23 protein-coding genes and 2 pseudogenes are annotated in these 22,802 nt (G+C 60.6%); 11 read left to right on the forward strand and 14 right to left on the reverse strand.

Annotated elements, in window-relative coordinates:
• From ACYP5B_RS48320 to ACYP5B_RS48360, 9 genes are all read right to left on the reverse strand, one after another.
• Complete coding sequence (locus tag ACYP5B_RS48320) at nt 1-822, reverse strand: SDR family NAD(P)-dependent oxidoreductase (RefSeq protein WP_459574526.1); 822 nt, start codon at nt 820-822, stop codon at nt 1-3.
• 8 nt (nt 823-830) lie between these two features.
• Nucleotides 831-1,172 carry a c-type cytochrome gene (locus ACYP5B_RS48325; protein ID WP_459574528.1) on the reverse strand — a complete coding sequence of 114 codons (342 nt, stop codon included), beginning with the start codon at nt 1,170-1,172 and terminating at the stop codon, nt 831-833.
• Complete coding sequence (locus ACYP5B_RS48330; RefSeq protein WP_459574530.1) at nt 1,169-2,890, reverse strand: FAD-binding protein; 1,722 nt, start codon at nt 2,888-2,890, stop codon at nt 1,169-1,171. The genes ACYP5B_RS48325 and ACYP5B_RS48330 overlap by 4 nt, the downstream gene beginning before the upstream one ends.
• Nucleotides 2,850-3,287, reverse strand: coding sequence for a hypothetical protein (locus ACYP5B_RS48335; protein ID WP_447431705.1), 438 nt, complete (start codon nt 3,285-3,287; stop codon nt 2,850-2,852). The genes ACYP5B_RS48330 and ACYP5B_RS48335 overlap by 41 nt, the downstream gene beginning before the upstream one ends.
• Before the next feature lie 2 nt (nt 3,288-3,289).
• A complete protein-coding gene (locus tag ACYP5B_RS48340) occupies nt 3,290-4,096 on the reverse strand; it encodes an SDR family NAD(P)-dependent oxidoreductase (RefSeq protein ID WP_459574531.1) in 807 nt (268 codons plus the stop codon).
• Between the two features lie 64 nt (nt 4,097-4,160).
• Nucleotides 4,161-5,630 (reverse strand): NAD-dependent succinate-semialdehyde dehydrogenase, encoded by a 1,470-nt coding sequence (locus tag ACYP5B_RS48345; protein ID WP_459574533.1) that lies wholly within the window; start codon nt 5,628-5,630, stop codon nt 4,161-4,163.
• A gap of 9 nt (nt 5,631-5,639) precedes the next feature.
• The gene (locus tag ACYP5B_RS48350) at nt 5,640-6,650 is read right to left on the reverse strand and encodes a dihydrodipicolinate synthase family protein (protein WP_459574534.1); all 1,011 of its coding nucleotides are present in this window, start codon (nt 6,648-6,650) and stop codon (nt 5,640-5,642) included.
• Nucleotides 6,651-6,675: 25 nt separating this feature from the next.
• Entirely contained in the window at nt 6,676-7,680 is a 1,005-nt protein-coding gene (locus ACYP5B_RS48355) for an ornithine cyclodeaminase family protein (protein ID WP_459574536.1), read from the reverse strand.
• A 53-nt stretch (nt 7,681-7,733) separates the two neighbouring features.
• The gene (locus ACYP5B_RS48360) at nt 7,734-8,276 is read right to left on the reverse strand and encodes a YceI family protein (protein ID WP_459574538.1); all 543 of its coding nucleotides are present in this window, start codon (nt 8,274-8,276) and stop codon (nt 7,734-7,736) included.
• Between the two features lie 101 nt (nt 8,277-8,377).
• Between ACYP5B_RS48360 and ACYP5B_RS48365 the strand changes: the two genes are divergently transcribed.
• The 10 genes and pseudogenes from ACYP5B_RS48365 to ACYP5B_RS48410 all read left to right on the forward strand — a co-directional run.
• The gene (locus ACYP5B_RS48365) at nt 8,378-9,046 is read left to right on the forward strand and encodes a FadR/GntR family transcriptional regulator (RefSeq protein WP_459574539.1); all 669 of its coding nucleotides are present in this window, start codon (nt 8,378-8,380) and stop codon (nt 9,044-9,046) included.
• Nucleotides 9,047-9,155: 109 nt separating this feature from the next.
• Nucleotides 9,156-10,085 carry a beta-keto acid cleavage family enzyme gene (locus ACYP5B_RS48370; RefSeq protein WP_459574540.1) on the forward strand — a complete coding sequence of 310 codons (930 nt, stop codon included), beginning with the start codon at nt 9,156-9,158 and terminating at the stop codon, nt 10,083-10,085.
• 44 nt (nt 10,086-10,129) lie between these two features.
• Entirely contained in the window at nt 10,130-11,242 is a 1,113-nt protein-coding gene (locus ACYP5B_RS48375) for an FAD-dependent oxidoreductase (RefSeq protein ID WP_459574541.1), read from the forward strand.
• A gap of 76 nt (nt 11,243-11,318) precedes the next feature.
• Nucleotides 11,319-12,929: a DUF1302 domain-containing protein gene (locus tag ACYP5B_RS48380; RefSeq protein WP_459574543.1), complete on the forward strand. Its 1,611-nt coding sequence runs from the start codon at nt 11,319-11,321 to the stop codon at nt 12,927-12,929.
• A 27-nt stretch (nt 12,930-12,956) separates the two neighbouring features.
• The gene (locus ACYP5B_RS48385; protein WP_447431696.1) at nt 12,957-14,327 is read left to right on the forward strand and encodes a DUF1329 domain-containing protein; all 1,371 of its coding nucleotides are present in this window, start codon (nt 12,957-12,959) and stop codon (nt 14,325-14,327) included.
• 27 nt (nt 14,328-14,354) lie between these two features.
• Nucleotides 14,355-14,915 carry a cupin domain-containing protein gene (locus ACYP5B_RS48390; RefSeq protein ID WP_459574544.1) on the forward strand — a complete coding sequence of 187 codons (561 nt, stop codon included), beginning with the start codon at nt 14,355-14,357 and terminating at the stop codon, nt 14,913-14,915.
• 22 nt (nt 14,916-14,937) lie between these two features.
• Nucleotides 14,938-15,873, forward strand: coding sequence for a VOC family protein (locus ACYP5B_RS48395; RefSeq protein WP_447431694.1), 936 nt, complete (start codon nt 14,938-14,940; stop codon nt 15,871-15,873).
• 7 nt (nt 15,874-15,880) lie between these two features.
• On the forward strand, nt 15,881-16,243 hold the full coding sequence (locus ACYP5B_RS48400) for a Rieske (2Fe-2S) protein (RefSeq protein ID WP_459574546.1): 363 nt from the start codon (nt 15,881-15,883) through the stop codon (nt 16,241-16,243).
• A gap of 65 nt (nt 16,244-16,308) precedes the next feature.
• Entirely contained in the window at nt 16,309-17,307 is a 999-nt protein-coding gene (locus tag ACYP5B_RS48405) for a Bug family tripartite tricarboxylate transporter substrate binding protein (RefSeq protein WP_459574548.1), read from the forward strand.
• 360 nt (nt 17,308-17,667) lie between these two features.
• Nucleotides 17,668-18,092, forward strand: a pseudogene (locus ACYP5B_RS48410) (IS110 family transposase); the annotation flags it as partial.
• Here ACYP5B_RS48410 and ACYP5B_RS48415 read toward each other — a convergent pair.
• The 3 genes and pseudogenes from ACYP5B_RS48415 to ACYP5B_RS48425 form a co-directional block, all read right to left on the reverse strand.
• Nucleotides 18,056-18,547 (reverse strand): DDE-type integrase/transposase/recombinase, encoded by a 492-nt coding sequence (locus ACYP5B_RS48415; protein WP_459574636.1) that lies wholly within the window; start codon nt 18,545-18,547, stop codon nt 18,056-18,058. The pseudogene ACYP5B_RS48410 and the gene ACYP5B_RS48415 overlap by 37 nt on opposite strands.
• Nucleotides 18,524-18,707 (reverse strand): annotated as a pseudogene (locus tag ACYP5B_RS48420) (transposase); the annotation flags it as partial. The gene ACYP5B_RS48415 and the pseudogene ACYP5B_RS48420, both read right to left, overlap by 24 nt.
• A 204-nt stretch (nt 18,708-18,911) precedes the next feature.
• Nucleotides 18,912-20,081, reverse strand: coding sequence for an MFS transporter (locus ACYP5B_RS48425; protein WP_447431691.1), 1,170 nt, complete (start codon nt 20,079-20,081; stop codon nt 18,912-18,914).
• A gap of 291 nt (nt 20,082-20,372) precedes the next feature.
• Here ACYP5B_RS48425 and ACYP5B_RS48430 point away from each other — a divergent pair, with 291 nt between their 5' ends.
• Nucleotides 20,373-20,942, forward strand: a complete 570-nt coding sequence (locus ACYP5B_RS48430) for a TetR/AcrR family transcriptional regulator (RefSeq protein WP_459574549.1) — start codon at nt 20,373-20,375, stop codon at nt 20,940-20,942.
• Here ACYP5B_RS48430 and ACYP5B_RS48435 read toward each other — a convergent pair.
• The gene (locus ACYP5B_RS48435; protein WP_459574551.1) at nt 20,884-21,348 is read right to left on the reverse strand and encodes a PaaI family thioesterase; all 465 of its coding nucleotides are present in this window, start codon (nt 21,346-21,348) and stop codon (nt 20,884-20,886) included. The two genes, ACYP5B_RS48430 and ACYP5B_RS48435, sit on opposite strands and share 59 nt — an antisense overlap.
• Nucleotides 21,348-22,355 (reverse strand): fumarylacetoacetate hydrolase family protein, encoded by a 1,008-nt coding sequence (locus ACYP5B_RS48440; protein WP_459574552.1) that lies wholly within the window; start codon nt 22,353-22,355, stop codon nt 21,348-21,350. The genes ACYP5B_RS48435 and ACYP5B_RS48440 overlap by 1 nt, the downstream gene beginning before the upstream one ends.
• Nucleotides 22,356-22,802 lie beyond the last annotated feature (447 nt).

Genomic DNA, 22,802 nt, shown 5'->3' on the forward strand with positions numbered 1-22,802 from the left:
TCAGCTCCTGCCCATCATCGCGCCAACCTTGCTGGTCGCGCCGCCGTCAATGGGAAGATTGATCCCGGTGATGAAGGTGGATTCGTCGGAAGCCAGGAACAAGCCCGCATAGGCAATGTCCAGCGGATAGCCGTGCCTGTCCAGTGACGGCGTGCTGTCGAACAACTTGCGGAAATACGGGCTTTCGTCGTAGGGACGCTGCAGCGCGGGACCCATGATTGGGCCGGGCGAAATGCAGTTCACGCGAATCCAGTGCGGCGCGCCTTCCAGTGACAACTGCCGGGTCAGCGCGATCACGCCACCCTTGCCAGCGGCGTGCGCGGTTGTGCCCAGTCCCTCGGCGGCCAACATGCCTGCGCAGGAGGCGATGTTGATGATGGAGCCACCCTTCTGCTTGGTCATGATGGGCCAGACAGCCTTGGTGGGCAAGTAGATGACGTCCAACTCCAGCCGGATGGTTTCCTTCCACTGCTCGAAAGTCATATCTGCGAATGGTGCCATGTGCACGCCCGCGCCGTTGTTGTAGAGCACGTCGATGCGGCCTTGCCTTTGCATCACGCCGTCGACCCAGGCGTTGACCTGTTCCGGCGAGGACGCGTCCACCGTGGCGACGTCGATTTTGAGGCCGCGCTGCTCGGCCAGGGCGCGGGTCTGCTCCAGCGTGGCCGGGTTGATGTCGCTGGCACACACTTTGGCGCCCGCCTCGGCGAACAGCAGCGAGACGATCTGGCCTTGGCCGCCGCCGGCGCCCGTGACAAGCGCGACTTTGTCTTGCAAGCGGCCGGCGCACGGACCCTTGCTGATGTTTGCTTCGTATTTCATCCGAATTCCTATTGATGACTCAGATATGCGGCCAGTGCGACCAGGTCGGCGTCGCTGATCTCGGTCTTGCGGAATGACGGCATGATCAGAACGCCATTGCGCACGAAATAGCGGATGAAATCTGGGTTCATGTCCTTGCGCTCTTCCAGCGCGGCGGGGATGCTGCCACCATACTTGGCCTCCAACGACGCAGTACCGGGCATACGGTCGCCGGCTGCGTGACAGGACGCGCACGATTTGTCGAATACTTGCTTGCCTCGCGCGTTCAAGGTCGTGGTGTCATAGGCCATGGCGGAGGTTGCCCAGGCCACCATCGCCGCCGCCAATATCGTGTTGAGGTTCGTCATCATTTCTCGCCTTTGCGCAGCTTCTTCGGCCAGATGCCATAACGGCCTGGAGACAGGATGCCGTTCGGGTCAATGGCGTCCTTGATGGTTTCGTGCAGGCGCAGCAGGCTGTTGTTGTTGAACGAATACAGACCCATGGCCTGATCCTGGAACTCCGGATGGCAGCGGTATTCGCCCCATCCATGCTTCGCACCGATGTCGAGCAGTGTTCTGTACGCCACGACGATGGACTTGTTCAATTCCTTGTCATCGGTGATCGGGAAGCCGACGATGAACAGGAAATTCCGTTCATAGAAGGGCGCAGGCAGCGCGAACGGCCTGAGGTTCCAGATCGGAACTTTCTGCAAAGCAGGAATGGTGCGGGCGGCTTCGTCGAACACGCGGTTGGCTTCGAGGATGCCGTCCGCAGTTTGCGGAATGACCGGCGAGAACCACATGTGGCCGCGCATCGGATTCGGATTGCCGCCGGCGCGCGTGCCCATGCCGAAGAAATCCATGTTCGGCACGCCCACATCCTGCGGATAGAAAGTCCAGTCGTCGGCAGCCTTGCGCGGATCGCTCTGGATGGGGCCATCCTGGAAGGCGACATTCTTGATGGCCTTGCTCGCCAGCTCCTTCACCGCTTCCCACTGCGCAGCTACCACCTTCGACGGGCCGTAGAATTTCAGGCTCAGGCCCCAGTACGGAATCTTGTTGTCCGCGCCGTACTTCGCCAATTCATCGGAGTAGCCAACCCTGGATTGGGCGACGAGATCAGCCTGCCGCTTCGGCAACTGAGGCGGCCCCTTGTAGAAGGCTTCGACAAGGTTCTTGGTCTTGTTGCTGACGCCAAGCAAAGGACTGAGCAACTCCGGCGTGCCGGGAGCCAAGCCGGTGTTTTCGGCATACTTAAGCAATTCAACCAGCGGATGCAGATCCTCATAGCGCGGGGCGAAAATCATGCCCTCCATGAAGGCTTCCGGCGCGGGCAGCAGCCACATGCCGATTTTGGTGACAACACCAAAATTGGACTGTGAGAAGATACCGTCCACCACCGGCCCCATGCCGTGCCGGTACTGCGCCCAGGTCTTGGATCCGGGCAGCGCACCCATACCGGTGCGCACCAACTCACCATTGGCCAGCACCACTTCCATACCGCAATGCGCGTCGAAATGGTTGCGGTAGCGCGACAAGGTGTGACCCACACCATGGTCGAGAGCGTTGCCAAGCACGCTGCCCCAGCCCGGGTCGGCCACGTCCAGCCACAGATTCAGCCCTTTTTCGCGGAGGTAGTTGTACAGGTCGAAATAGCTTACGCCGGGCTCAACGATGGCATAGGCGTTGCTCTCGTTGACCTCAATGATGCGATTCATACGCTTGAGGTCGAGTACCACACTGCCGGAATGGTTTGGCGCCGAACCGCCGTAGCCGAGGTTCTTGCCGGTGGAGATGGTGTACAGCGGAATCCTGTACTTGTTGGCGATGCGCACCACCGCCTGCACGTCCTCGACCGAGGCCGGCGCGACCGCAGCCGAAGCGCTGCGGTCAATCTCTGTGTCGCGCAGGGGTGAATAGGAATCCTTGTACGGGAATAGGTCTTCGTCGCTGGTGAATACCCAGTCCTTGCCGACGACATTGGCGAATTCCCGCAGTGCAGTGGCGAAGACTTGCGGAGATACGTTCGGTGGAGTTCTCATGGCGTCAGGCGATGATCCAGGAAAGGAGGTCGTCGGGATGGCCATCGTCGTTACCCAGCGGCGTCAGTACACGGGTACGAAGCGCATGACTACGAGCTTGCTCCGCGAGGCAGTGCCACACCGAGCGCGTGGTCAGGCCGGCAACGGCGCCTTCGCGCCGTTGCCACAGCGGCTGCAGATTCTCCTGCCACAGCCGGGTCAGGCCGCCGCTCACGTCAAGCGTCGTGCCACCTTGCACTGCCAGCGCCCTGGCATGCGCCAAACTTTCCGAAAAACGACGATCCGTGACGATGTAACGGATGTCGAAAGGACTTGACTCATTCTTTGGTGCGGAGATTCCAGCAACAAACATCGAAGGATGCGCAAGCGCTGCTAGCGCCGTGACGCTGCCAGTGGCGATGAGCAACGCGCGGCGGCTCAACCGGAGGTCTTCAAAACCCATCCTCAATCTCCGAAAAATTCGCGGTATGCAGAAAAGCCCGGAATGTGGATCGACACGCCACCATCGGCAACGAGCGTCTGCCCAGTGATGTTTCGTGCTGCGTCCGAAGCCAGGAAGGCCACGGCTTCTGCAATGTCTTCCGGTGCGCCGACGCGATCACGTGGGGTTTCATCCAGCACCAGCTTGAGCATCGCTGGGGGGAAATCCTTGGCCACGGTTTCGGTCATCACCAAGCCTGGTGCGACCGCGTTGCAGCGTACGCCTTTGCGCCCGTAGGCCGTGGCCACAGCACGCGTCATCTGCATCATCGCGGCCTTGGTCGCACTGTAGGCGTGGAATCGGATGTTGCCTTGCAAGGCCATGCCGGACACGGTGTTGACGATGGCTCCATTACCACTTTTGACCAGGTGTGGCAGCGCTTCACGGGTCACGATCATGGTGCCGCGGCAATTGGTGTTGAAGAAGGTGTCCCAGGTTTCGGTCGCCATCTCACCGATGCCGTTATCGGCGGCGACCAGTTGCTGGCCGACGGCGGTGGCATTGTTGTGCAAGATGTCGAGGCGGCCGAAATGTTCGACCGCACGCGCGACCATGGCCTTGATCGAGGCCTCGTCGGAGAGATCCATGCCGATGGCAATCGCGGCATCGCCGTACTGCGCAGCGACCGCTTGCGCGCGATCCAGCGCGATGTCGGCAATGGCGACGCGCGCGCCACGGCCTATCATCAGTTCGATTGCGGCGTGGCCGATACCGCCCGCTCCGCCCGTGACGATGGCGACCTTGCCCTCTAGGCTTAAGGCCTTGTACATAACTTTGTCTCCTCCAGCCTTGCTGGCTTTTTTTGGTCAAATATTATACGACTCGTATCGTATATTAAATACCCCCAAGAGCCACGTACTTGATTTCCAGGTAGTCGTCGACTCCGTACTTGGAGCCCTCGCGTCCCAGACCGGAAGTCTTGACACCGCCGAACGGCGCAACCTCGGTCGAGATGATGCCCTCGTTGACGCCGACCATACCGAATTCGAGCTCCTCCACGACGCGGAAAATGCGACCCACGTCGCGCGCATAAACATACGCAGCCAGGCCAAACGGCGTGTCGTTGGCCAAGGAGATTGCTTCAGCCTCTGTCTCGAAACGGAACAGGGGCGCTACCGGACCGAAGGTCTCTTCTTCGAAGATCAGCGCGTCGTGCGGCACGTCGGCCAGCACGGTGGGCTCAAAGAAGAATCCACCCAGCTCGTGCCGCTTGCCGCCGGCGACCACGCGAGCGCCCTTGGACACGGCGTCGGTGATGTGTTCCTCGACCTTGAGCACCGCGTCCTCGTTGATCAGCGGCCCCTGCACCACGCCCTCTTCCATGCCGTTGCCGACCTTCAGTGCGGCTGTGGCTTCGGCCAGCTTTTTCGCAAAAGCGTCGTAGATGCCGGATTGCACCAACAAGCGGTTCGCCGCGACACAGGCCTGGCCAGTATTGCGGTATTTGGCCGCCAGCGCGCCTTTCACAGCGGCGTCCAGGTCGGCGTCGTCGAACACGATAAAGGGCGCGTTGCCACCCAGCTCCATGCTTGTCTTCTTGATGGTCGGCGCACATTGGGCCAACAACTGCGCACCCACTTCAGTGGAGCCCGTAAACGACAGTTTGCGCACGACGGGATTAGCCGTCAGTTCTCCACCAATGGCTCGGGCCGAGCCGGTGACTACATTGCACACGCCTGGTGGCAGGCCCGCTCTCTCAGCCAGAACGGCCAACGCCAGAGCCGACAGCGGCGTCTGGCTGGCGGGCTTAATGACGCCAGCGCAGCCCACGGCCCAGCCCGGGCCAGCCTTGCGGGTGATCATCGCCGAGGGGAAGTTCCACGGCGTGATTGCCGCAAACACGCCTATGGGCGCCTTCTGTGCCAGGATGCGGCGGCCGTCCACGTTCTGCGGAATAATGTCGCCGTAAACGCGGCGTGCCTCTTCCGAGAACCACTCGATGAAGCCGGCAGCGTAGAGGATTTCGCCGCGCGACTCGACCAGCGGCTTACCCTGCTCAGCGGTCATGATGACGGCCAGGTCCTCGATGTTCTCGAGCATCAGGTCGTACAGCTTGCGCAGCACCTTGGCACGCTCCTTGGGCAAAGTCTTGCGCCAGCCGCTCATGGCGCGCTCGGCCGCCTCGATTGCACGCCTGGTCTCTGCCGCGCCGCCGTTGGGGACGCACGCCACCAGTTCGCCGGTAGCTGGGTTGACGACATCAATGGTCTGTCCACTGTCGGCTTGCACCCACTTGCCGTCGATAAGCATGGCCTGGCGCAGCAGGTCCGGATCCTTCAGCGGTAGTTTCTTCATGTCACTCATGGCTATACCTCAGACTGGGTTGCGACCGATGAAGAATTCTTCGTCCGGCGAACTGGTCGGGTTTAGGCCGGCCGCTTGAGTAGCGTTTCGCAGCAACGCCATGTCCTTGCCATGCACGCGCGCGGTCGGATGTCGGATCGGGCCGCCGTTGTACCCCTGCAGCCAGCTTTGGTACTTCCACAACAGACGGTTGGACAGGCCCTGACCACCGAAGCCCAGTGCGGACACCGCGCGGCGCATTGGCTCGAGCTTGTAGTACAGCTCGGTAGCCTCATCGTATTTGCCTTCGCGGATCAGCTTGTGCGCACGGGGAATCCACGGACCGAAGAAGGCACTGTAATTGGTACCGCAGAACGGAATGTCGAGAACCTGTGCCAGCGGGATGTATTCGTATTCTAGCGGCGAGGAAATCACCACTTCCTTGTGGAAATTGCGATGCACCTCAATGGCAGACATGAAGTACGGCATGCCGCCCTCGGCTTTGATCGCGACCACGTTCGGGCAGTTGTCGACCAGCTTCCGTAGCAGTGCCACCGGGATGTCGGCCGGATGCAGGCGGCCAAAGCCCCAAGTCGGCACCGGGAAGATGATTACGCCGAGATTGGTCGCATCGCAAACTGCCTTGCTGTACTCATACACTTCGTCCAGCGATTTCGGATAGAAGTGCGGCGGGTAGCCGAGCAGCACCAGATCGGCGCCATTGGCTTCGGCACGCTTGACCGCCGCGATGTTGTCTTCCAGCGTGTTGAAGATGGCGTGGTGCACGACGAGAAGCTTGCCCTTGGCTTCGTCGACCATGATTTGTTGGAACTGATCGTGCTCTTCCAGCGTCAGCGGCACTTCAGACACCGCCAGGGAGCCGATGAAGCCGTGCTCAATGGACAGGCGCACGTCGTGGCGGATCGCCTTCTCGTTGATACGCGTGAAGTCATTGGTCATCGTCGGGATCGTGACGTTGGCGACGCCGACAAGGGCTTGCTTTGCCCACTCACGGGCTTCCTTCTTGGTGTAACTAGCCATGATGCGTGTTCTCCGTGGTTGTTGTTCAGATGCTCTTGTTTTCGAATTCGATGGGCAGGCGCGTCACCAGGTCCTTCTCCAGTGCGCGGGTCAAAATCAGTTCGGCGACCACGATGTCCTGTAGACCGCCACCGACCGACTTGAACATGCGCGTCCGCGCACCCCGTACTTGCTCTTCGAGCTTGCCGCACATCAGGTCGACCATGCTGAAAGACTTATCGTGAAAGGCGATGCCCGCCTCTTTGGCGGCGAGCATGTCGCCGGTTTCCTCCAACACCTCTTCCAGCATGTCGCAAACGATGATGTCGCTGCGCGCCACGACCGAGGCGTCGATCTCACGCTGCGAAGGCACGGTGGAACCGATGGAAACAATCGTCGCCTCGGACTTGAGCCAGTCGCTGTATAAGATGGGAAGCTCATCGCGCGAACGCGCCGCGCACAGCACGAGGTCAGCGCCGTCCACTGCCTCTTGGCCGGAGGAGACGCCGCGCGCCGACACGCCCAAGTCGCGCGTCACCGCTTCGGCAAACGCAGCGCGTTTCTCGGGCGTCGGGCTGAACACGACCACCTCGGCCAGTTCGCGCACGCTGGCGATAGCGCGCACGTGCATCGAGGCCTCAAGCCCGCTGCCCAGCACGGCCAGGCGCGCCGGATTCGGTGGCGCCAGACGGTCAATCGCGGCGGCCGAGGTGGCCGCGGTACGAAAGCCGGTCACCAGCGCGCCGTCGACCAGACCCGCGATGCGGCTAGTTTCACGGTCAAACAGGACAATCACGTATTCCACGCCAGGCTTGGCGCTACCCATCGCCGCGCCCATCACCTTGGCACCGTAGTAGCGTCCGCCCACCGGCACGGCCGACAGCGTGCGCAACCACGTCTTGCCGACGGCGGCTACGCTGCGGGCCGGCGTCGAGAGGGGCGGAATGGGCTGGGAATAGGCGGCCTGCAGGGCCTGGATAGCGTCCCTCCAATTAAATACGGACCGTGCCGTATCACTTGAAACGAAAACAGGGGGATGGGATGTGCTCATGATGGTCGTCGACTGGGTAAGTCAGGACAGCTTAATTTGCAACAAATGACGTGTCAATCTGTTTGTTGATGCGCATCATTTTGTGAAGTTAGCTCGATCTCGATCTTCAAGCGTACCTCATCTGACAATGCAGCGGGAAAGGCACCCATGCCATATGCCTCACGACTGATGGTGGCGACCGCCGAGAACCCGACCACAGGCGCCTGGGTCCAGGGATTAACCGCGCGCCCCCTAAGCGCGGCGTCAAAAGCGACCGGCAGGGTGACGCCGCGCAGGGTCAAGTCGCCTTCAATCACGAAGTCCGCGCCCTCGCGTCTCCGCACCGCACGGGAAACGAACACTGCCCTAGGATGCGCCTGCGTGTTGAACCAATCGGCGCCGCGCAGGTGCTCATCGCGCACCTCAAGCGCCGTGTCGATGGAGGCCACATCGATTTCGAATGACACGCTGGATGCATCGATGCGCTGATCATCGAACTGCAATTGCGCGGAAAACCGCTTGAACACCCCGGGCGTGCTGGTCAGCCCGAGGTGGCGAACCGAGAACCCGATATGGGTATGTGCCGGGTCAAGCACCCATGCAATAGGATTTGTCATTTGATTGCTCCTTTGGTGGTTAAAATACTGAACCATTAGCAGCTCAGTTATGTATCATTGACCGATATGATACACATCAATTACCAGATTGATTTGCAAACATGAACTTGATTGATGACGACGTCACCCGCCTGCGTGACTACATCCAAGCCCGCGTGGGCACAGAGGACGACCTGCGTCTGCCGCCGGAACCCAAGCTGGGCGAAACGCTAGGCATGTCCCGCGGACGCCTGCGCACGGTGCTCAAGCGGCTGGAAAATGAAGGCTTAATCTGGCGCCACGTCGGCAAGGGCACTTTCATCGGCCCGCGCCAGATAGAAGCCGATGACACCAGCCTCTCTGCCGCAATCAGCATGGACGACCTACTGGATGCGCGCTTGGTGTTGGAGCCTCAGCTAGCCGCCCAAGCAGCCATCCACGCCACCCCTGCAGACATCGCAGCGCTGGAGCAGTGCCTGTCCGAGATGGAAGCCTCGGGGCCTTTCATGCACTGGAAGCGCTTGGACGAGCGGCTGCACCGCACCATCGCAGAAGCCACGCACAACGCCCTACTGCTGATGATGTACGACACCATGCGCACCCAGATTCGCGTCAACCTCGACTCGCGCATCGAGGCGGTTTACTCCCCCATGACCGGGCCACGTCAGGACACCGACGACGAGCATCACCAACTGGTGGATGCCATCCGCGCGAGCAATCCCGACCGCGCCGAGCAAGCCATGCGCGAGCATCTGCGGTCGGTACGCACCCGACTGTTCGGCCAGCGCTGACACCTACCCGAGAAATCCCCTACAAGCACTAGCTTGAAATCCGATTGACCAGCTCACTTGTTTGTGAAACGATACGGTTCGATCCGTTAATAACCTACAGGAGACAACGATGAAGAAAGTCATCATCACCTGCGCAGTCACGGGGGGCGCACATACCCCCTCGATGTCGCCGCACCTGCCGGTGACGCCCGAGGAAATCGCCCAGCACTCCATCGAAGCCGTCGAGGCTGGCGCAGCCATCGTCCACCTGCATGCCCGCGATCCACTCACCGGCAAGCCTACCGGCAGCCCCGATGTCTTCCGCCAGTTCATCGGCAAGATCAAGGACGCCACCGACGCCGTCATCAATATTTCCACGGGTGGTGGCGGCCCCAGCATGCCCATCGCCGAACGCGCCGAGGCCGGCCGCGCACTCAAGCCCGAGATGTGTTCGCTCAACATGGGCTCAATTAACCTGGTCCTGTCCGAAATGGCGCAGAAGGACCGCGCCTGGAAATACGATTGGGAGAAGCCCTTCCTGCAGTCCACCAACGGGATGATCTTCCGCAACACCTACGAAGACATCGAATGGATCCTCGAAAACGTGGGTCGTGCCGGCGACACCCGTTTCGAGTTCGAGTGCTACGACATCAGCCATCTGTACACGCTGGCCTATTTCCTGGAGCGCGGTCTGGTGAAACCGCCGCTGTTCGTGCAGAGCGTGTTCGGCCTGCGCGGCGCGCAAGGCGCCCACCCCGAAGACCTGATGCACCAGAAGCGCACAGCGGACCGCCTGTTTGGCAACGACTACCACTGGTCCATCCTGGCCGCCGGCAAGAATCAGATGCCGCTGGCCACCATGTCGGCAATTCTCGGCGGCAACGTGCGCGTCGGCCTGGAGGACAGTCTCTACATCGGCCGCGGCGAGCTGGCGCAATCTAATGCCGAGCAGGTGCGCAAGATCCGCACCATTCTCACGGAGCTGGGGTTGGAGATCGCCAAGCCTGACGAAGTGCGAGAGCTCTTGCAGTTGAAAGGCAAAAACGAAGTCGCCTTCTAAGCCACCTTCCAAACAAAACAAACAAACAACAGGAGACGAATGTCATGTCAGACGTGAAAAGCGCCCTGATCGTGGGAGCCGGCATCGGCGGCGCGATGGCGGCATATACCTTGGCGCGCGTCGGGATCAAGACACACTGCGTGGAAGTCGCGCCGAAAAGCTCGGCCGCCGGCACCGGCATCTGCTTGCTGCACAACACCATGCGTGCTCTGCGCCAGGTGGAGCTGGCCGAGCCCTGCCTGGAACACGGACAGCAGATCGACCATTTCCGCCAGTTCGACGCCACGGGTAACCAAATCAGCGAGAACCCCACTCCGCCCGGTATCGGCATCAAGCGCCCTGACCTGGCTCACGTGCTCGAAAGCGCCGCCGTCGAGGTCGGCGCAAAGATCGAACACAACACCACCGTCACCGAACTGGAAGATCTGGGCGACAGCGTCAAGGTTACCTTCAGCAATGGCGAGGTCGGTGTATACGACGTCGTGGTGGGCGCCGACGGAGTCTATTCGAAGATCCGCCACACGGTGTTCGGCGCCGAGTACGACGCCGAGTTCGTCGGGCAGAGCTGCTGGCGCTTCTCGGCGCCCCGCCTGCCCGAGCACGACGGCTTCTGGTTGTTCCGCCACAAGGGCGCTGGCGTCGGGGCGATTCCGACCTCCAAGGACAGCTGCTACCTGTTCATCCTGGAAAACAGCGACAAGCCGCTGCACATGCCAGCCGACAAGCTGGACGTGCTGCTGAAGGAACGCCTGGCCGCCTACACCGCTCCGCTCATCCGCCAAGCAGTCGATCAACTGAGTGACCCCAAGCAGGTACTGTTCCGCCCGTTCGACGCTTGCCTGATGCCCGGCCCCTGGTGGCACAAGGGCCGTGTCGTACTGATGGGCGACGCCGCGCACGCGCCGACGCCCCAACTGACCTCGGGTGGCGGCATGGCTATCGAGGACGCCGTGGTGCTGGCTCAGTGCCTAGCCGCCCCGGGCACAGCCGCGCAGGCGCTCGAGGCCTACAGCAACCGCCGCATCCGACGTGTCAAGCGCGTCTGGGAAGCATCGTTCCAGATTTCTCGTTGGGAACGCGAAGACCCCGTCGGCAACGCTCAGAAAACCGCCGCGCTGCTGCTGGACACCTACAAGTTCCTCGGTGAGCCGATGTAGCGCGCACCAACCAATAGACCAACAACATGGGAGACAGACGGTGAAATACAGCAAAAAACGCAAGCACGGCATACGCATGCTGACATTAGCAGCGGCTATCTGCGCCATTCCCCGGGCTCATGCTTTTGATATCGACACCGGAAACGACGATCTTTCCGTCCGCTGGGACAACACACTGAAATACAGCAATGCGTTTCGCGTGCACGGTCAGAGCGACTCCATGCTCACCGGCAACGCCTTCTCTGCCAACACGGACGACGGCAACCGCAACTTCAATCGGGGCCTGATTTCCAACCGCGTGGACTTGCTGAGCGAGCTCGACGTAGTCTATGCCAAGCGCTACGGCATGCGCGTCAGCGGCGCCGCCTGGTACGACAGCGTCTACAACACAAGCAACGACAACAACTCCCCGGGTACGGCCAATCGCTTCTCCGGCGCCTACAACAGCTTCAACCCCACAACACGCACCCTGCATGGCCGCGACGCTGAGCTGCTGGATGCCTTCGTGTTCGGCGGATTCGATCTCGGCAACACGCGCCTGAACCTACGTGCCGGTCAGCACTCGGTTCTATGGGGCGAAAGCCTATTCTTCGGCAGCAACGCCATTGCGGGCGCCATGGCCCCCGTCGACGTCATCAAGCTGGCATCGGTGCCCAGCACACAATTCAAGGAAGCGCTCCTGCCCGTGCCGCAAGTATCGGCGCAATGGCAACTGACCCCCGCCGTCTCGCTTGGCGCCTTCTACCAGTTCGAATGGAGATCTAATCGCCTGCCAGCAGCCGGCAGCTACTTCTCCGGCCTAGATTTCCAGCCAGCGGGCGGGGAAGCCATGTTCATCCCCGGCTCCCCCCAGCCGCTGTTCCGCGGCCCAGACCAGAACGCGAAGAACAGCGGCCAGGGAGGCCTGCAACTACGCTTCTCGGCGCTTGACACAGACTTCGGCCTGTACGCGGTGCGCTTCAACAGCAAGAATCAGCAGATCGTAAATGACATCGTGCCCCCCGGGTTTCCTAGCAATTACCACCTGGTCTACCACGAGGGCATCACCGCCTTTGGGGCCAGCGCCTCGCACACCTTCGGCGACATGCAATTGGCGATCGAGGGGTCAGTCCGACACAACCAGGACCTGGCCTCCACCAGCGCCAACGACGTTTCGGCGCTATTGGGCACACCGGCCAACAACAACAGCAACAACCCCGCCTACGCTGTGGGCCGCACCGGCCACATCAACATCAGCACGCTCTCGACCCTGCCCTCGTCGTTCCTGGCCCGTGAAGCCTCGCTGATCGCCGAAGTCATGTGGAACCGCGTGCTGTCGGTACAGAAGAATCCCCAGGCGCTCGACCCCAATTCCACTCGCGACGCTTGGGCATTCCGCATGGTGCTGGAACCAACCTACCGCCAAGTGCTGCCTGGCCTGGACATCAGCGTGCCCGTTGGCTTCAGTTGGAGCCCCGGCGGCTCGCGTTCGCAAGCCTTGGGACCCTCGCTGCCCGCAGAAAACGGCGGCGACATGAGCATCGGCGTGAAGGGCAGCTACCTCGACGTATGGCGCTTCAGCTTGGCCTACACGCACTTCTACGGTGCAGGCCGTCCGATGATGACTGGCTTCCCCCCGACTTTCACCTATCAACAGTTCATGAAGGACCGCGACTTCATCTCGCTGTCCATCAGCCGTACGTTGTGACCCAGTAAGACAAGAGAGGAGCAATCCATGACATTCCTGAAACTCACCCGCGCTGCGACAGTGCTTTCCGCCCTGGCCGCGATGGCGCCTGCCTTCGCCGGCGTCGCTGCAACCGACGCCGCCCGCCTAAAAAGCGATCTAACCCCGTTCGGCGCCGAAAAGGCGGGCAACAAGGAAGGCACCATCCCTGCCTGGACCGGCGGCCTGACCACGCCCACCCCCGGCTTCAAGAACGGCGGCCGCCGCCCCGACCCCTTCGCCAATGAAAAGCCCACGCTGCGAATCAACGCGAAGAACATGGATCAGTATGCCGACAAACTGACAGAGGGCGTGAAGGCACTGCTGCAGAAATACCCGGACACCTACCGCCTCGACGTCTACCCGACGCACCGTTCCGCCGCCGCGCCGCAGTATGTGTACGACAACACCTTCCAGAATGCCACTCGCACCACGCTGACTGATTCCAGCGCCGGTCCGATTCCCAAGGACGCCTACGGCGGCATTCCCTTCCCCATCCCGAAGAGCGGGGCGGAAGCCATGCTAAACCACAAACTGCGCTGGCGCAGCGAGTCCTGGGTCAAGGACGCACACAACTGGCAGGTCACGTCCGACGGCAAGCCTGTGCTGCTGTCTGACATCACCCAACAGAACAACACGCCCTATTACTTCAAGGACGGGCGTTCCGACAAGCTCGACGACCTCTATTGGATGGTGCGCCTCGACACTCACGGCCCGGCCATCCGAGCGGGCGAGGCCATCGTCGGCCACCAGACCATAGACGAAACCAACACCAACACCTGGGTCTACTTGGTGGGCCAGCGTCGCGTGCGTAAGCTGCCCAATGCCTGCTGTGACACGCCGACCCCAGCCGCCGCCGGCGTCCTTTCGTTTGATGAGATCGAAACCTTCAACGGTCGCATGGATCGCTTCGATTGGAAACTGATAGGCAAGAAGGAGATGTACATCCCCTACAACTCCAATCGTGTGCTAACGGCCACCAAAGACAGCGACATCCTTGGCGCGCATCACCTAAGTCCGGACTACATCCGCTGGGAACTGCACCGTGTCTGGGTGGTGGAAGCTACGCTGAAGCCGGGCCAGCGTCACACCTCGAAGAAGTCTGTCTACTATCTCGATGAAGACACGTGGTTGGCTGTACTCGCAGACCGCTATGACGCCAACGACAAGCTCTGGCGCATGGCCTTCTCGACCCCTGTCGCCATGCCCGACGTGCCCGGCCAAATCGCCTTCGGCTTTGGCGCCTACGACTTGCTGGCGGGCAGCTACGTCGCCATGGAGCTCGGCGCCGAGCAGAAGATGCAATACAAGATCAACACGGCACCCTATTCGAGATCGTTCTTCGCGCCGGAGAACATGGCAGGCGAGAGTGTCCGCTAATCCCTCACATCGTTCATGAGTATTACCATGCAAACAAAAGAAGTTAAGAAACAAGACCTGCGCCAGCTCGAATACCGCCCGGTGCGCCGAATCGTTACTGGCACCAACGCTAAGGGCTGTTCGTACATCGAGTCCGACGGGGACGCGCCCAACGCGTTCTGGGAGCCGGGCCGCCCCGCGGCGCATGTGCTGTGGGCCACCGGCGAAGCGCGTGCGCCCGGCGACGAGCCGGCGCCCAAGGGACACAAGTTCCCCTTCCACTCGTCGCGTGGCTCGATCCTGCGCGTTGCCGACTTCGCTCCGGACTCGTTCTACAACCAAGAGGAGTTGCTGAAGTTCCTCGACGAATCAGGCGTGCGCGACAACAACAAGCCGCGCCACTTCTGGTTTCACAAGACTGAGTCCCTGGACTACGCAATCGTATTGGAAGGCGAGATCTACGCCATGATGGACGAGGGCGAAGTGCTGATGCGCCAAGGCGACATCCTCATCCAGCGCGCTACCAACCATAGCTGGTCCAACCGCTCCGACAAGCCCTGTCGCATGGCCTTCGTACTGCTGGACCTGGTGCCCGGCGAACCGCTGTAAGCCGCCCATATAAGGAGACATAATGAACATTATTGGACCCGACTATCTTGTGTTTGCGGTCGAGGACCTGGCGTTGGGTGCCCAGTTCCTGACCGACTATGGCTTGGAAAACAGGGGCGACGGCCACTTCACAGCGCTCGATGGCACCGGCGTCATCATCCGTCAGAGCAGCGACCCCAGCCTGCCCAAGTGGAGCCAACCCACAACCAACCAACTGCGCAAAACAATCTATGGCGTGGCCGACAAAGCGACGCTCAACGCTATCGCCGGGGAACTAGCCAAGGATCGCGAGGTGAAGACCTTGGCCGACGGCTCGATAGAGTCCGTCGATGACATGGGTTTCACCCTGGGCTTTCAGGTCACGGTGCGGCGCAAGCTGGACCTACCGGGCGAGCAGGTCAACGCCCCCAACGCCCCGCAACGCGGCTTCAATGTCAATGGCGTAAACAGCGGCCCCAACCCGCCGCTGCCGAAGCCCCGGTCCCTGTCGCACGTCGTTTATTTTGTACCCGACATCGACAAGGCCGAGTCCTTCTATATCAAGCGCTTGGGGTTCCGGCTGTCCGACCGCTTCGTTGGCATGGGGCCTTTCCTGCGCCCGGCCGGCTGCATCGAACACCACACCATGTTTCTCATCCAGACGCCGCCGAACATGCTCGGCTGCGAGCACTTCACTTTCCACATGGGCGGGCCCACCGAAGTACTGCTGGCTGGCCAAAACATGACGCGCAAGGGATATGAGTCGTACTGGGGACCAGGCCGTCATGTCATGGGTAGCAACTGGTTCTGGTACTTCAATTCCCCGTTTGGCTGCCACATCGAGTACGACGCCGACATGGATCTACACGACGACAATTGGGTACCCCGCGTGGAGAATGCCCAAGCCGACCGTTCGCAGATCTTCCTTTTCAACTGGCGTGAAACTTGGGCACCAAATGGCCCCGACGGTCAACCCTGACCGCCGAATGCAAGCGGTCACGCCCAAGGCCCCCGTCTGGCTCAGACTCTGCGAACTGAGCGAACTGCCCCAGACGGGGGCGCATGGTTTTGATCTACAGGGTCGGGGCACCGACGACCTATTCATCGTGCGACGCGGCGGTCTCCTGCGCGCCTACCGAAATTCCTGTCCGCACTGGCCGGGGGCTTCGATGCCCTGGCGCAAGCATGCTTACCTGGACGGCGCAGCCGAGCACATCATCTGCCATGGTCACGGGGCGCGCTTCAGGCTTGACGACGGCCTCTGCGTGCTGGGCCCATGTCAGGGACGAGTGCTGGAGGCCGTGCCCTTGCGCATAGAAGAAGGGCGCTATGTCAGCGTCCTCGTTTGAAATCAGCAATCCTCTCGCAACAATTCTTTCCTCCGACTCGGAGAAACAATGTTACTGGAGAGCTCATGTTGGCCAAAACACCTTTGCCGATTCTCATGTCAAGAATTGCTCGGACCTTTCACTTCGGCTTGCTTGCTACGATCATCGGACTAACGGCTCCCCAGCTGCACGCGCAAGAGAAGCGGTTCATCAAGATGGTTGTCCCGTATGCTGCCGGCGGCATCAGCGACCAGGCAGCGCGGATACTCGGGGAACGCATGTCGATGGTGCTGAACGAGGCCCTCATCATCGACAACAAGCCTGGGGGTGGCAGCCGAATTGGCACGATGGCCGTGGAGAGTGCGCCCGCTGATGGCGATACCGTGCTGTTCACGAACATGAGCTTCAGCACGTTGCCTCTTACCGATTCCACCGTCCGATATGATCCGGTCAACTCCTTCGCGCCAGTCGGGGTGGTAGCGACGCTCTCGGGCGCGGCACTAGTCGTGCGGCCATCGCTGCCGGCGAAGAACCTCGAAGAGCTGGTGACCCATGCGCGAGCACATCCCGGACAGCTTTCCTATGGCAGCTCAGGAATCGGGAGCGGTGCTCATTTCATTGGCGAGTACCTAAAAGCGCTGACTGGGACGAACATCACTCATGTCCCGTATCGCTCGACTGTGAATGCACTGAACGATGTTGCCGCAGGTCAAATCGACATGACCTTCGATGCGTCCGCCAAGCCGCTCATCGACGCTGGGAAGGTAAGAGTTTTGGCCCTAGTAGCGCCGAAACGCGATCCGCGCATGCCCAACGTACCAACAATTGCGGAGGCAGGTGTAAAGGGTCTTGATATCAATGGGTGGATTGGCGTCCTTGCTCCCCAGAAGACGCCACAGGCCACCGTCGAAAAGATCAATCGTGCCATGAATGTTGCGCTGCAGGATCCGGAACTGCGCAAACGCTATCAAGAACTTGGTCTGGTGCCAGCGGGTGGAAGTCCGGCTCGCATGACGCAACAGCTTCGAGAGGATGCAGCCTTGTATCGCAAGGTCATTACCCAAGCAAAACTGAAGTTTGACTGACATCAGACAAATCGAACTTCCCGAAGCAATTTCTCTATCCAGAAATATTCTTTACAGTACTGTAGCTGTACTTGTGCCCTTACTCGGCGCACCGCCACCCGTACATGCGGTGGAGTTGTACGGAATGATTGATTCCTGGGAATAGGCTCGCTGCCGACCCAGTTTCACGGTGACGCTGAACGAGGGCCACAAGGAATATCCCAGATGAAAAGCGTGATGATTGTCGCTATGTTTCTTCGCGTCGTCTGGAACGGGTAGGCATCCACCACCTCGTGCCGATAGATACCATGAAGGGCCGCGGAGTCAGCCTCTGGAGTAAAACGAAGATTCATACTCTCGTTTCTCCGAAGGAGCACGCAAATGAACGCGCCTGACACAGCCTCTATGGGCAGAATACGCCGATGATCGGCTGTGTAGGCGAAGCTTTCGAACTGGGCGAGAAGAACTGGAAGCTGTCGCTGGGGGACGGCGTGCACGGACCGAGCCGGCATACGCTGATGGCTGGCGACCTGCAGGCAGTCCTGCAAGTGATCGCCGAAGCCAAGGCACGCTGCGGCCTGACGCCGCAAGCCCCGGTGCGCAGTTGCTACGAAGCTGGGGCGCAATGGCTTCTGGCTGCACCGCTGGCTAGCCGAGCAAGGTATCCATAACCTCGTGGTGTATTCGGCAAGCATCGAAGTCAACCGTCTTGTGCGGCGCGCCAGACCGACCGGATCGACGGTGACAAACTACGGGCGATGTCGATGCGTTACCACGCCGGCGAGCGGCGCGTGGGGGCAGTGGCCTGGAGTGCCCGGCTCTGCGCCAGCACGGATAGAAAGTAGTCGCGGTACAAGTAGCCCGGTATTGAGCATCCCGACCTCGGTTTCGCCGCTGTGTCAGTCCGCGAACGAAAACCAATGGCTTGCAAGGAAAGACGTATCCAGCTACCTGAAATCCAATACTGATTGGCGTTGACTTCCTTGCCCTCATAGAAGGCTCGGTTAAAGCGCTCGATGTAGGCGTTCTGATTTGGTTCGTCCGGCTCGATAAAGCGCAGGGCAACTCCCTTACTGGTGGCCCACTGGGTGAAGTCATGTGAAGGCATCTCCGGTCCGTTGTCGGGCCGGATGGAGTTGGGAGGCCCATACCAGTCGATCGGACGACTCAACGTCCGAATGAGCCGACGCGCAGGAATCGACGTACCGATTTCGATGGCCAAAGCCTCGCCGTTGGTCTTGCCCAGCGACAGATCGACCACCAGTCGCTTGAGCTTGGCGCTCTCTTCCTTGAGCTGTTTCAGCCCCTTGACCTCCGACGCTGTTAGCCCACCGTACTTCGTGCGCTAGTTGTCGAACGTCGCGTCACTGATGGCTATCTCGCGGCAGATCTCCGCCACCGGCGTCCGCAGCTCCCTGCATCAGCGCATACGCGATCTGCGCTTCGGTGTACCTGGCCCTCTTCACGGCATGACCTCCTGCTCTCCAGCGTGAACATCATGCCGGAATTCTCCAATTTCACTTGGCACGGATTCTTGGGAGAGGATCTACTGCTAGTGCAGCCTGCCGTACATCGCATCGGCTGATGCGACGGCACGAGGCTTGCGATCGTTCGGATTTCCGTGGTCATGCGGCCTTCGGCAGGCCGGTGGTTCTGCGCGACTCGCCGCGCACCGCCGCCAGGAAGAAGCTCACACTGACTGCCGCCAGCGCGACGACCATCCAGCCCAGGCTTGCATAGCCAAAGCTCTGCGCCACCGTGCCCCCCAGGAAGGGGCCGATGGCCGAACCGGTCATCAACATCACAGGCGTAGCGGCGACTGCACGGCCGGAAGGGTCCAGGCGAGCCAGGTACGCGAAGATGAAGGTGTGCGTGAAGGTCATTACCACCGGGAACAGGCAGGAGCCCACTGTATAAACGGTGTAAGACATCGTCTGGGTCAGCATCAGGCACAACATCGCATGTAGCAACGGCCCAAACACGATGACGACTTTGGGCGAGATTTTCTTCTCCAAATACGCGGCGAGGATGCCGGGGGAAAGGTTAACCACGCCGATCATCAGCATAGTGTTCATGAGCTGTTCGCGGCTGAATTTGTGCGCGTCGCCCACGCGCTCCACGAAGGCGAACATCATCGAATGGTTCAACAGTGCGAAGCTAGTGCCTATCATTGCTAGCCAGACTACCCTCGGCAGCTTCCCGTGATGAACCGGCGCATCCGGAAACGAGACGCTGGGGCGCCGAGATGGGAAGCCGATGAGCGCGAACAACGCCGTCACGAGCATGATGCAACCCAGGGCTAGGAACAGTACCGGGCCACCGTATGCCACCACAAGTTTGGACACACCACCCAGGAAGCCCAGCGACACAAGAGTCAAGGCCAGGAATGCGGTGGCCATCAGGCGGTGCGGATTAAAACTGGCCCCCATGGCGGCGTGTGCCATCGAAAGCCCTACGCCGACACCCAGGCCGCCAACGAGATGCAGCGCGATCATCGCGTTGTAGTCGCGAGTCGTGGCCATGGCGATGAAGGCCGCAGCGGCCGTGCCGTAGCCCAGTGGTACGGCCACCGCTCCGCGTATGCGGTTGACACGCGGAGAAACGACAGCGCTACTGAGCACCGCCGCCCCCAGGAAGCACGAAACTAGAGCGCCCGCACTCTGCGGGTCCAATCCATACATACCAATCAGCACGATGCCGATCCACACCGGCATGGCAACGAGGTCAATCAGCCCCGAGCAATGGCACAACACAAGGGAAGTCCAGCCTTTCAAGCTGTCCACGGGTCGGTTCATGATTGTCTCCACATTTATGATGAGTACTTTTTGATTATTTTAGATACTAGACGATTCGTTTCATAAATCAATCAGTATAGGCCCAACTCAGTCTCACCGGGCGGCGCATCCCACCCGGGACGTGCTCATCACCAAGCGTCTGGCGATGCTTCACTGTGGCGAGGTAGGTACATCCAACGGAATATTCCGCTTGCACGCTGTAAAATAGCGGGCATCTTCATCAACCGTCGAGGACCTGTGACAAAAGCGGCACTACGCTCCCCGGGGCGCACACGTAGCACCGCCTCTCGCTTGGCGATTCTGAACGCCACGCTGAAACTGCTGGAAGAGCAATCACTGCAGCAGATCTCGATTGAGGCCATCGCACGTGAGGCCGGTGTCGGCAAGGCCACCATTTATCGTTGGTGGCCCTCCAAGGCGGCCGTGGTAATCGAAGCCTTCCTGATCAACCATGTCAGCCGCGTCACGGTGCCTAAGGGCATGAAGCCTCGGGAGGCCTTGGCTCATATTTTGCGTTTGCTGATTAAGGAGTACGCAGGGCCGGAAGGTCGCATCGTGGCGCAGATCATCGCCGAAGGTCAGAGCGACCCTGATGTGCTGCGCGAATTCCGCGAACGCTTTTGGTACGGCCGGCATGCCATGGCCTTGGAACTCGTCAATGAAGCTCGCCGGCTAGGCGAGTTCCGCGACGACATTCCGGCCGAGTCCCAGCTGGACCTGCTCTTCTCGCCCATCTATTTCCATCTGCTTTCGGGACATTCCCCATTGACCCAAGAGTTCGCCGAAGCACACTGTGACAGCGTCATGCGTCTGATGGAGCCGGACGCTCGTCAAATACAGACAAAGCCGAAGTCCCGCTAGCCAGCAGGCGTTCGCCGCTCGCGTCGAACAGCGATGCGCTGGCAAAGCCAACGCTGCGCCCCACATGCTCGACGTTGGCAGTGGCCACAAGTGACCCGACCTTGGCCGCGGCCATCATGTTGACGGACAGGTTGACTGTGGCGCAGGTGCGCCCCGGCGGCAGCACTGACAGCACGGTCATTGCCATAGCCAGATCCAGCATGCTGGCCAGCGTACCTCCGCTGACTACGCCGTTACCCTGTGCGCTCTCGGGCGGCGCGACAAAGCGCAAGCGCAGTTCCCCTGGTTTGCCTTCGCACAACACCGCGCCCAAGCTGGCCGAGGCGGGATTGGTGTCCAAGGGAACGTCGCGGCGGCCGGCGGCCACCGCCGCCGCGACATGTGCCCGTGTCGGGTTGTCGCTCATCACATGAAGGGCTTGCGACGCTCCGGCCACCACAGGCCGTCGATCGGCTGGCCCATGGTGGTACGTAGCACGCCTACGCCACCGGCTTCCAGTTCGACCACATCGCCCGGCTTCAGCTCGCGACCCAGCTCCAGCGCGGAACCGCCGCCCATCGTGCCTGAACCGATCACGTCGCCCGGCAAGATCTTCTCGCCCAGCGAGACATAGGCGACCAACTCCGCCACCGTCCATAGCTTGCCGCCGCTGTTACCCTTGCCCCAGGTTTCGCCATTGACGCGCACTTCCATCGGGATGGAATCCAGATCTTTGAATTCGTCCAGCGTCGTGATCCATGGGCCGATGGCGTGCGCGAAGTCCTTGCTCTTGGTGCTGCCCATGCCGATCGGCAATTCGTTGTGCTGCAGATCGCGCCCGCTGAAGTCGTTGTACAGCGTGATGCCGAAGACGTACTTCATTGCGTCCTCGGGCGGCACACTGCCACCCTCCCGGCCAATCACATAGCCCAGCTCCAACTCATAATCCATCTTGCTCTTGATATAGCCGGGCCACGGCACCACCGAGTTGTGGCCGATGGCAGTGCTAGGAGAGTTCTTGGTAAAGCCGGGAATCAGCAACATGCTTTCCGGTACTTCGCGCTTCATGCGCTCGTGCCAGCCCTTAATGTGGCCGACGAAAGTCAGGCCGTCGCGCAGCACGGGCGGATCGGAAGCCGGCAGCCATGTAACGTTATTGATATCAAGCGACGCATCATCGCCATAGCTGCCTTGAATCGCTTCAGTGGCAGTCTCGACCAGGATGTCGCTCGCACCCAAAGCCTGAGCCATGCTACCTGGGAACTGCGCCTGGGCCAGGCGTACGGCGGCGGCCTGCGTGGCGTGCCGCTTGCCCATCGCATGCAGAGCGCCAGCACGGGCCAGATCGATTACGCGCCCCTTCTCGGGTTCGACGACGACCAAGCGGGCGATAGCGCCATCAGGACTTTCGCGGGAAATACGGCCAAATTTCATTCATGTCTCCCTGTTGGATGAAATAGGTTGAGCGAGGGTTCGAGTTGTTACATCACTTGAAAATTGGCGGCGTGGCCCATCTTGCCAAGACGCCCAAGACTGAGCAGGCCATCCGCTGGCCGCCCTCTTTATATACGATACTAGTCGTATCGTTTTGCAAAGACTAGCACAGACAAGGAACGCGCGTCAACACGTTTAAATACGACTCGTTCCGAATTATTTTTGAGCAAACTGCGCGTATCGATCCGTCAATTCAGGGATTCGTCATTGGATAGGGCGGCCACCGCGCGCACAAGCTGGCGGAGCAGCTCATGCAGCCACATGAACTGGTAATGCACCGATCACCACCACGACCAATCCACCCTCAAAGCTGACTGCGGCGAGCAGTCGACATGCTGTTCACGGAGCGAGCCGACAAGGTTTTTACGGATCGACGACTACGAGCTG

It is taken from the genome of Cupriavidus sp. 8B (assembly GCF_054589115.1).

Bases quoted from the DNA above. Each gene is read 5' to 3' on its own strand.
- ACYP5B_RS48320 (WP_459574526.1), bottom strand. From the start codon at position 822: ATGAAATACGAAGCAAACATCAGCAAGGGTCCGTGCGCCGGCCGCTTG.
- ACYP5B_RS48325 (WP_459574528.1), bottom strand. From the start codon at position 1,172: ATGATGACGAACCTCAACACGATATTGGCGGCGGCGATGGTGGCCTGG.
- ACYP5B_RS48330 (WP_459574530.1), bottom strand. From the start codon at position 2,890: ATGGCCATCCCGACGACCTCCTTTCCTGGATCATCGCCTGACGCCATG.
- ACYP5B_RS48335 (WP_447431705.1), bottom strand. From the start codon at position 3,287: ATGGGTTTTGAAGACCTCCGGTTGAGCCGCCGCGCGTTGCTCATCGCC.
- ACYP5B_RS48340 (WP_459574531.1), bottom strand. From the start codon at position 4,096: ATGTACAAGGCCTTAAGCCTAGAGGGCAAGGTCGCCATCGTCACGGGC.
- ACYP5B_RS48345 (WP_459574533.1), bottom strand. From the start codon at position 5,630: ATGAGTGACATGAAGAAACTACCGCTGAAGGATCCGGACCTGCTGCGC.
- ACYP5B_RS48350 (WP_459574534.1), bottom strand. From the start codon at position 6,650: ATGGCTAGTTACACCAAGAAGGAAGCCCGTGAGTGGGCAAAGCAAGCC.
- ACYP5B_RS48355 (WP_459574536.1), bottom strand. From the start codon at position 7,680: ATGAGCACATCCCATCCCCCTGTTTTCGTTTCAAGTGATACGGCACGG.
- ACYP5B_RS48360 (WP_459574538.1), bottom strand. From the start codon at position 8,276: ATGACAAATCCTATTGCATGGGTGCTTGACCCGGCACATACCCATATC.
- ACYP5B_RS48365 (WP_459574539.1), top strand. From the start codon at position 8,378: ATGAACTTGATTGATGACGACGTCACCCGCCTGCGTGACTACATCCAA.
- ACYP5B_RS48370 (WP_459574540.1), top strand. From the start codon at position 9,156: ATGAAGAAAGTCATCATCACCTGCGCAGTCACGGGGGGCGCACATACC.
- ACYP5B_RS48375 (WP_459574541.1), top strand. From the start codon at position 10,130: ATGTCAGACGTGAAAAGCGCCCTGATCGTGGGAGCCGGCATCGGCGGC.
- ACYP5B_RS48380 (WP_459574543.1), top strand. From the start codon at position 11,319: ATGCTGACATTAGCAGCGGCTATCTGCGCCATTCCCCGGGCTCATGCT.
- ACYP5B_RS48385 (WP_447431696.1), top strand. From the start codon at position 12,957: ATGACATTCCTGAAACTCACCCGCGCTGCGACAGTGCTTTCCGCCCTG.
- ACYP5B_RS48390 (WP_459574544.1), top strand. From the start codon at position 14,355: ATGCAAACAAAAGAAGTTAAGAAACAAGACCTGCGCCAGCTCGAATAC.
- ACYP5B_RS48395 (WP_447431694.1), top strand. From the start codon at position 14,938: ATGAACATTATTGGACCCGACTATCTTGTGTTTGCGGTCGAGGACCTG.
- ACYP5B_RS48400 (WP_459574546.1), top strand. From the start codon at position 15,881: ATGCAAGCGGTCACGCCCAAGGCCCCCGTCTGGCTCAGACTCTGCGAA.
- ACYP5B_RS48405 (WP_459574548.1), top strand. From the start codon at position 16,309: ATGTTGGCCAAAACACCTTTGCCGATTCTCATGTCAAGAATTGCTCGG.
- ACYP5B_RS48425 (WP_447431691.1), bottom strand. From the start codon at position 20,081: ATGAACCGACCCGTGGACAGCTTGAAAGGCTGGACTTCCCTTGTGTTG.
- ACYP5B_RS48435 (WP_459574551.1), bottom strand. From the start codon at position 21,348: ATGAGCGACAACCCGACACGGGCACATGTCGCGGCGGCGGTGGCCGCC.
- ACYP5B_RS48440 (WP_459574552.1), bottom strand. From the start codon at position 22,355: ATGAAATTTGGCCGTATTTCCCGCGAAAGTCCTGATGGCGCTATCGCC.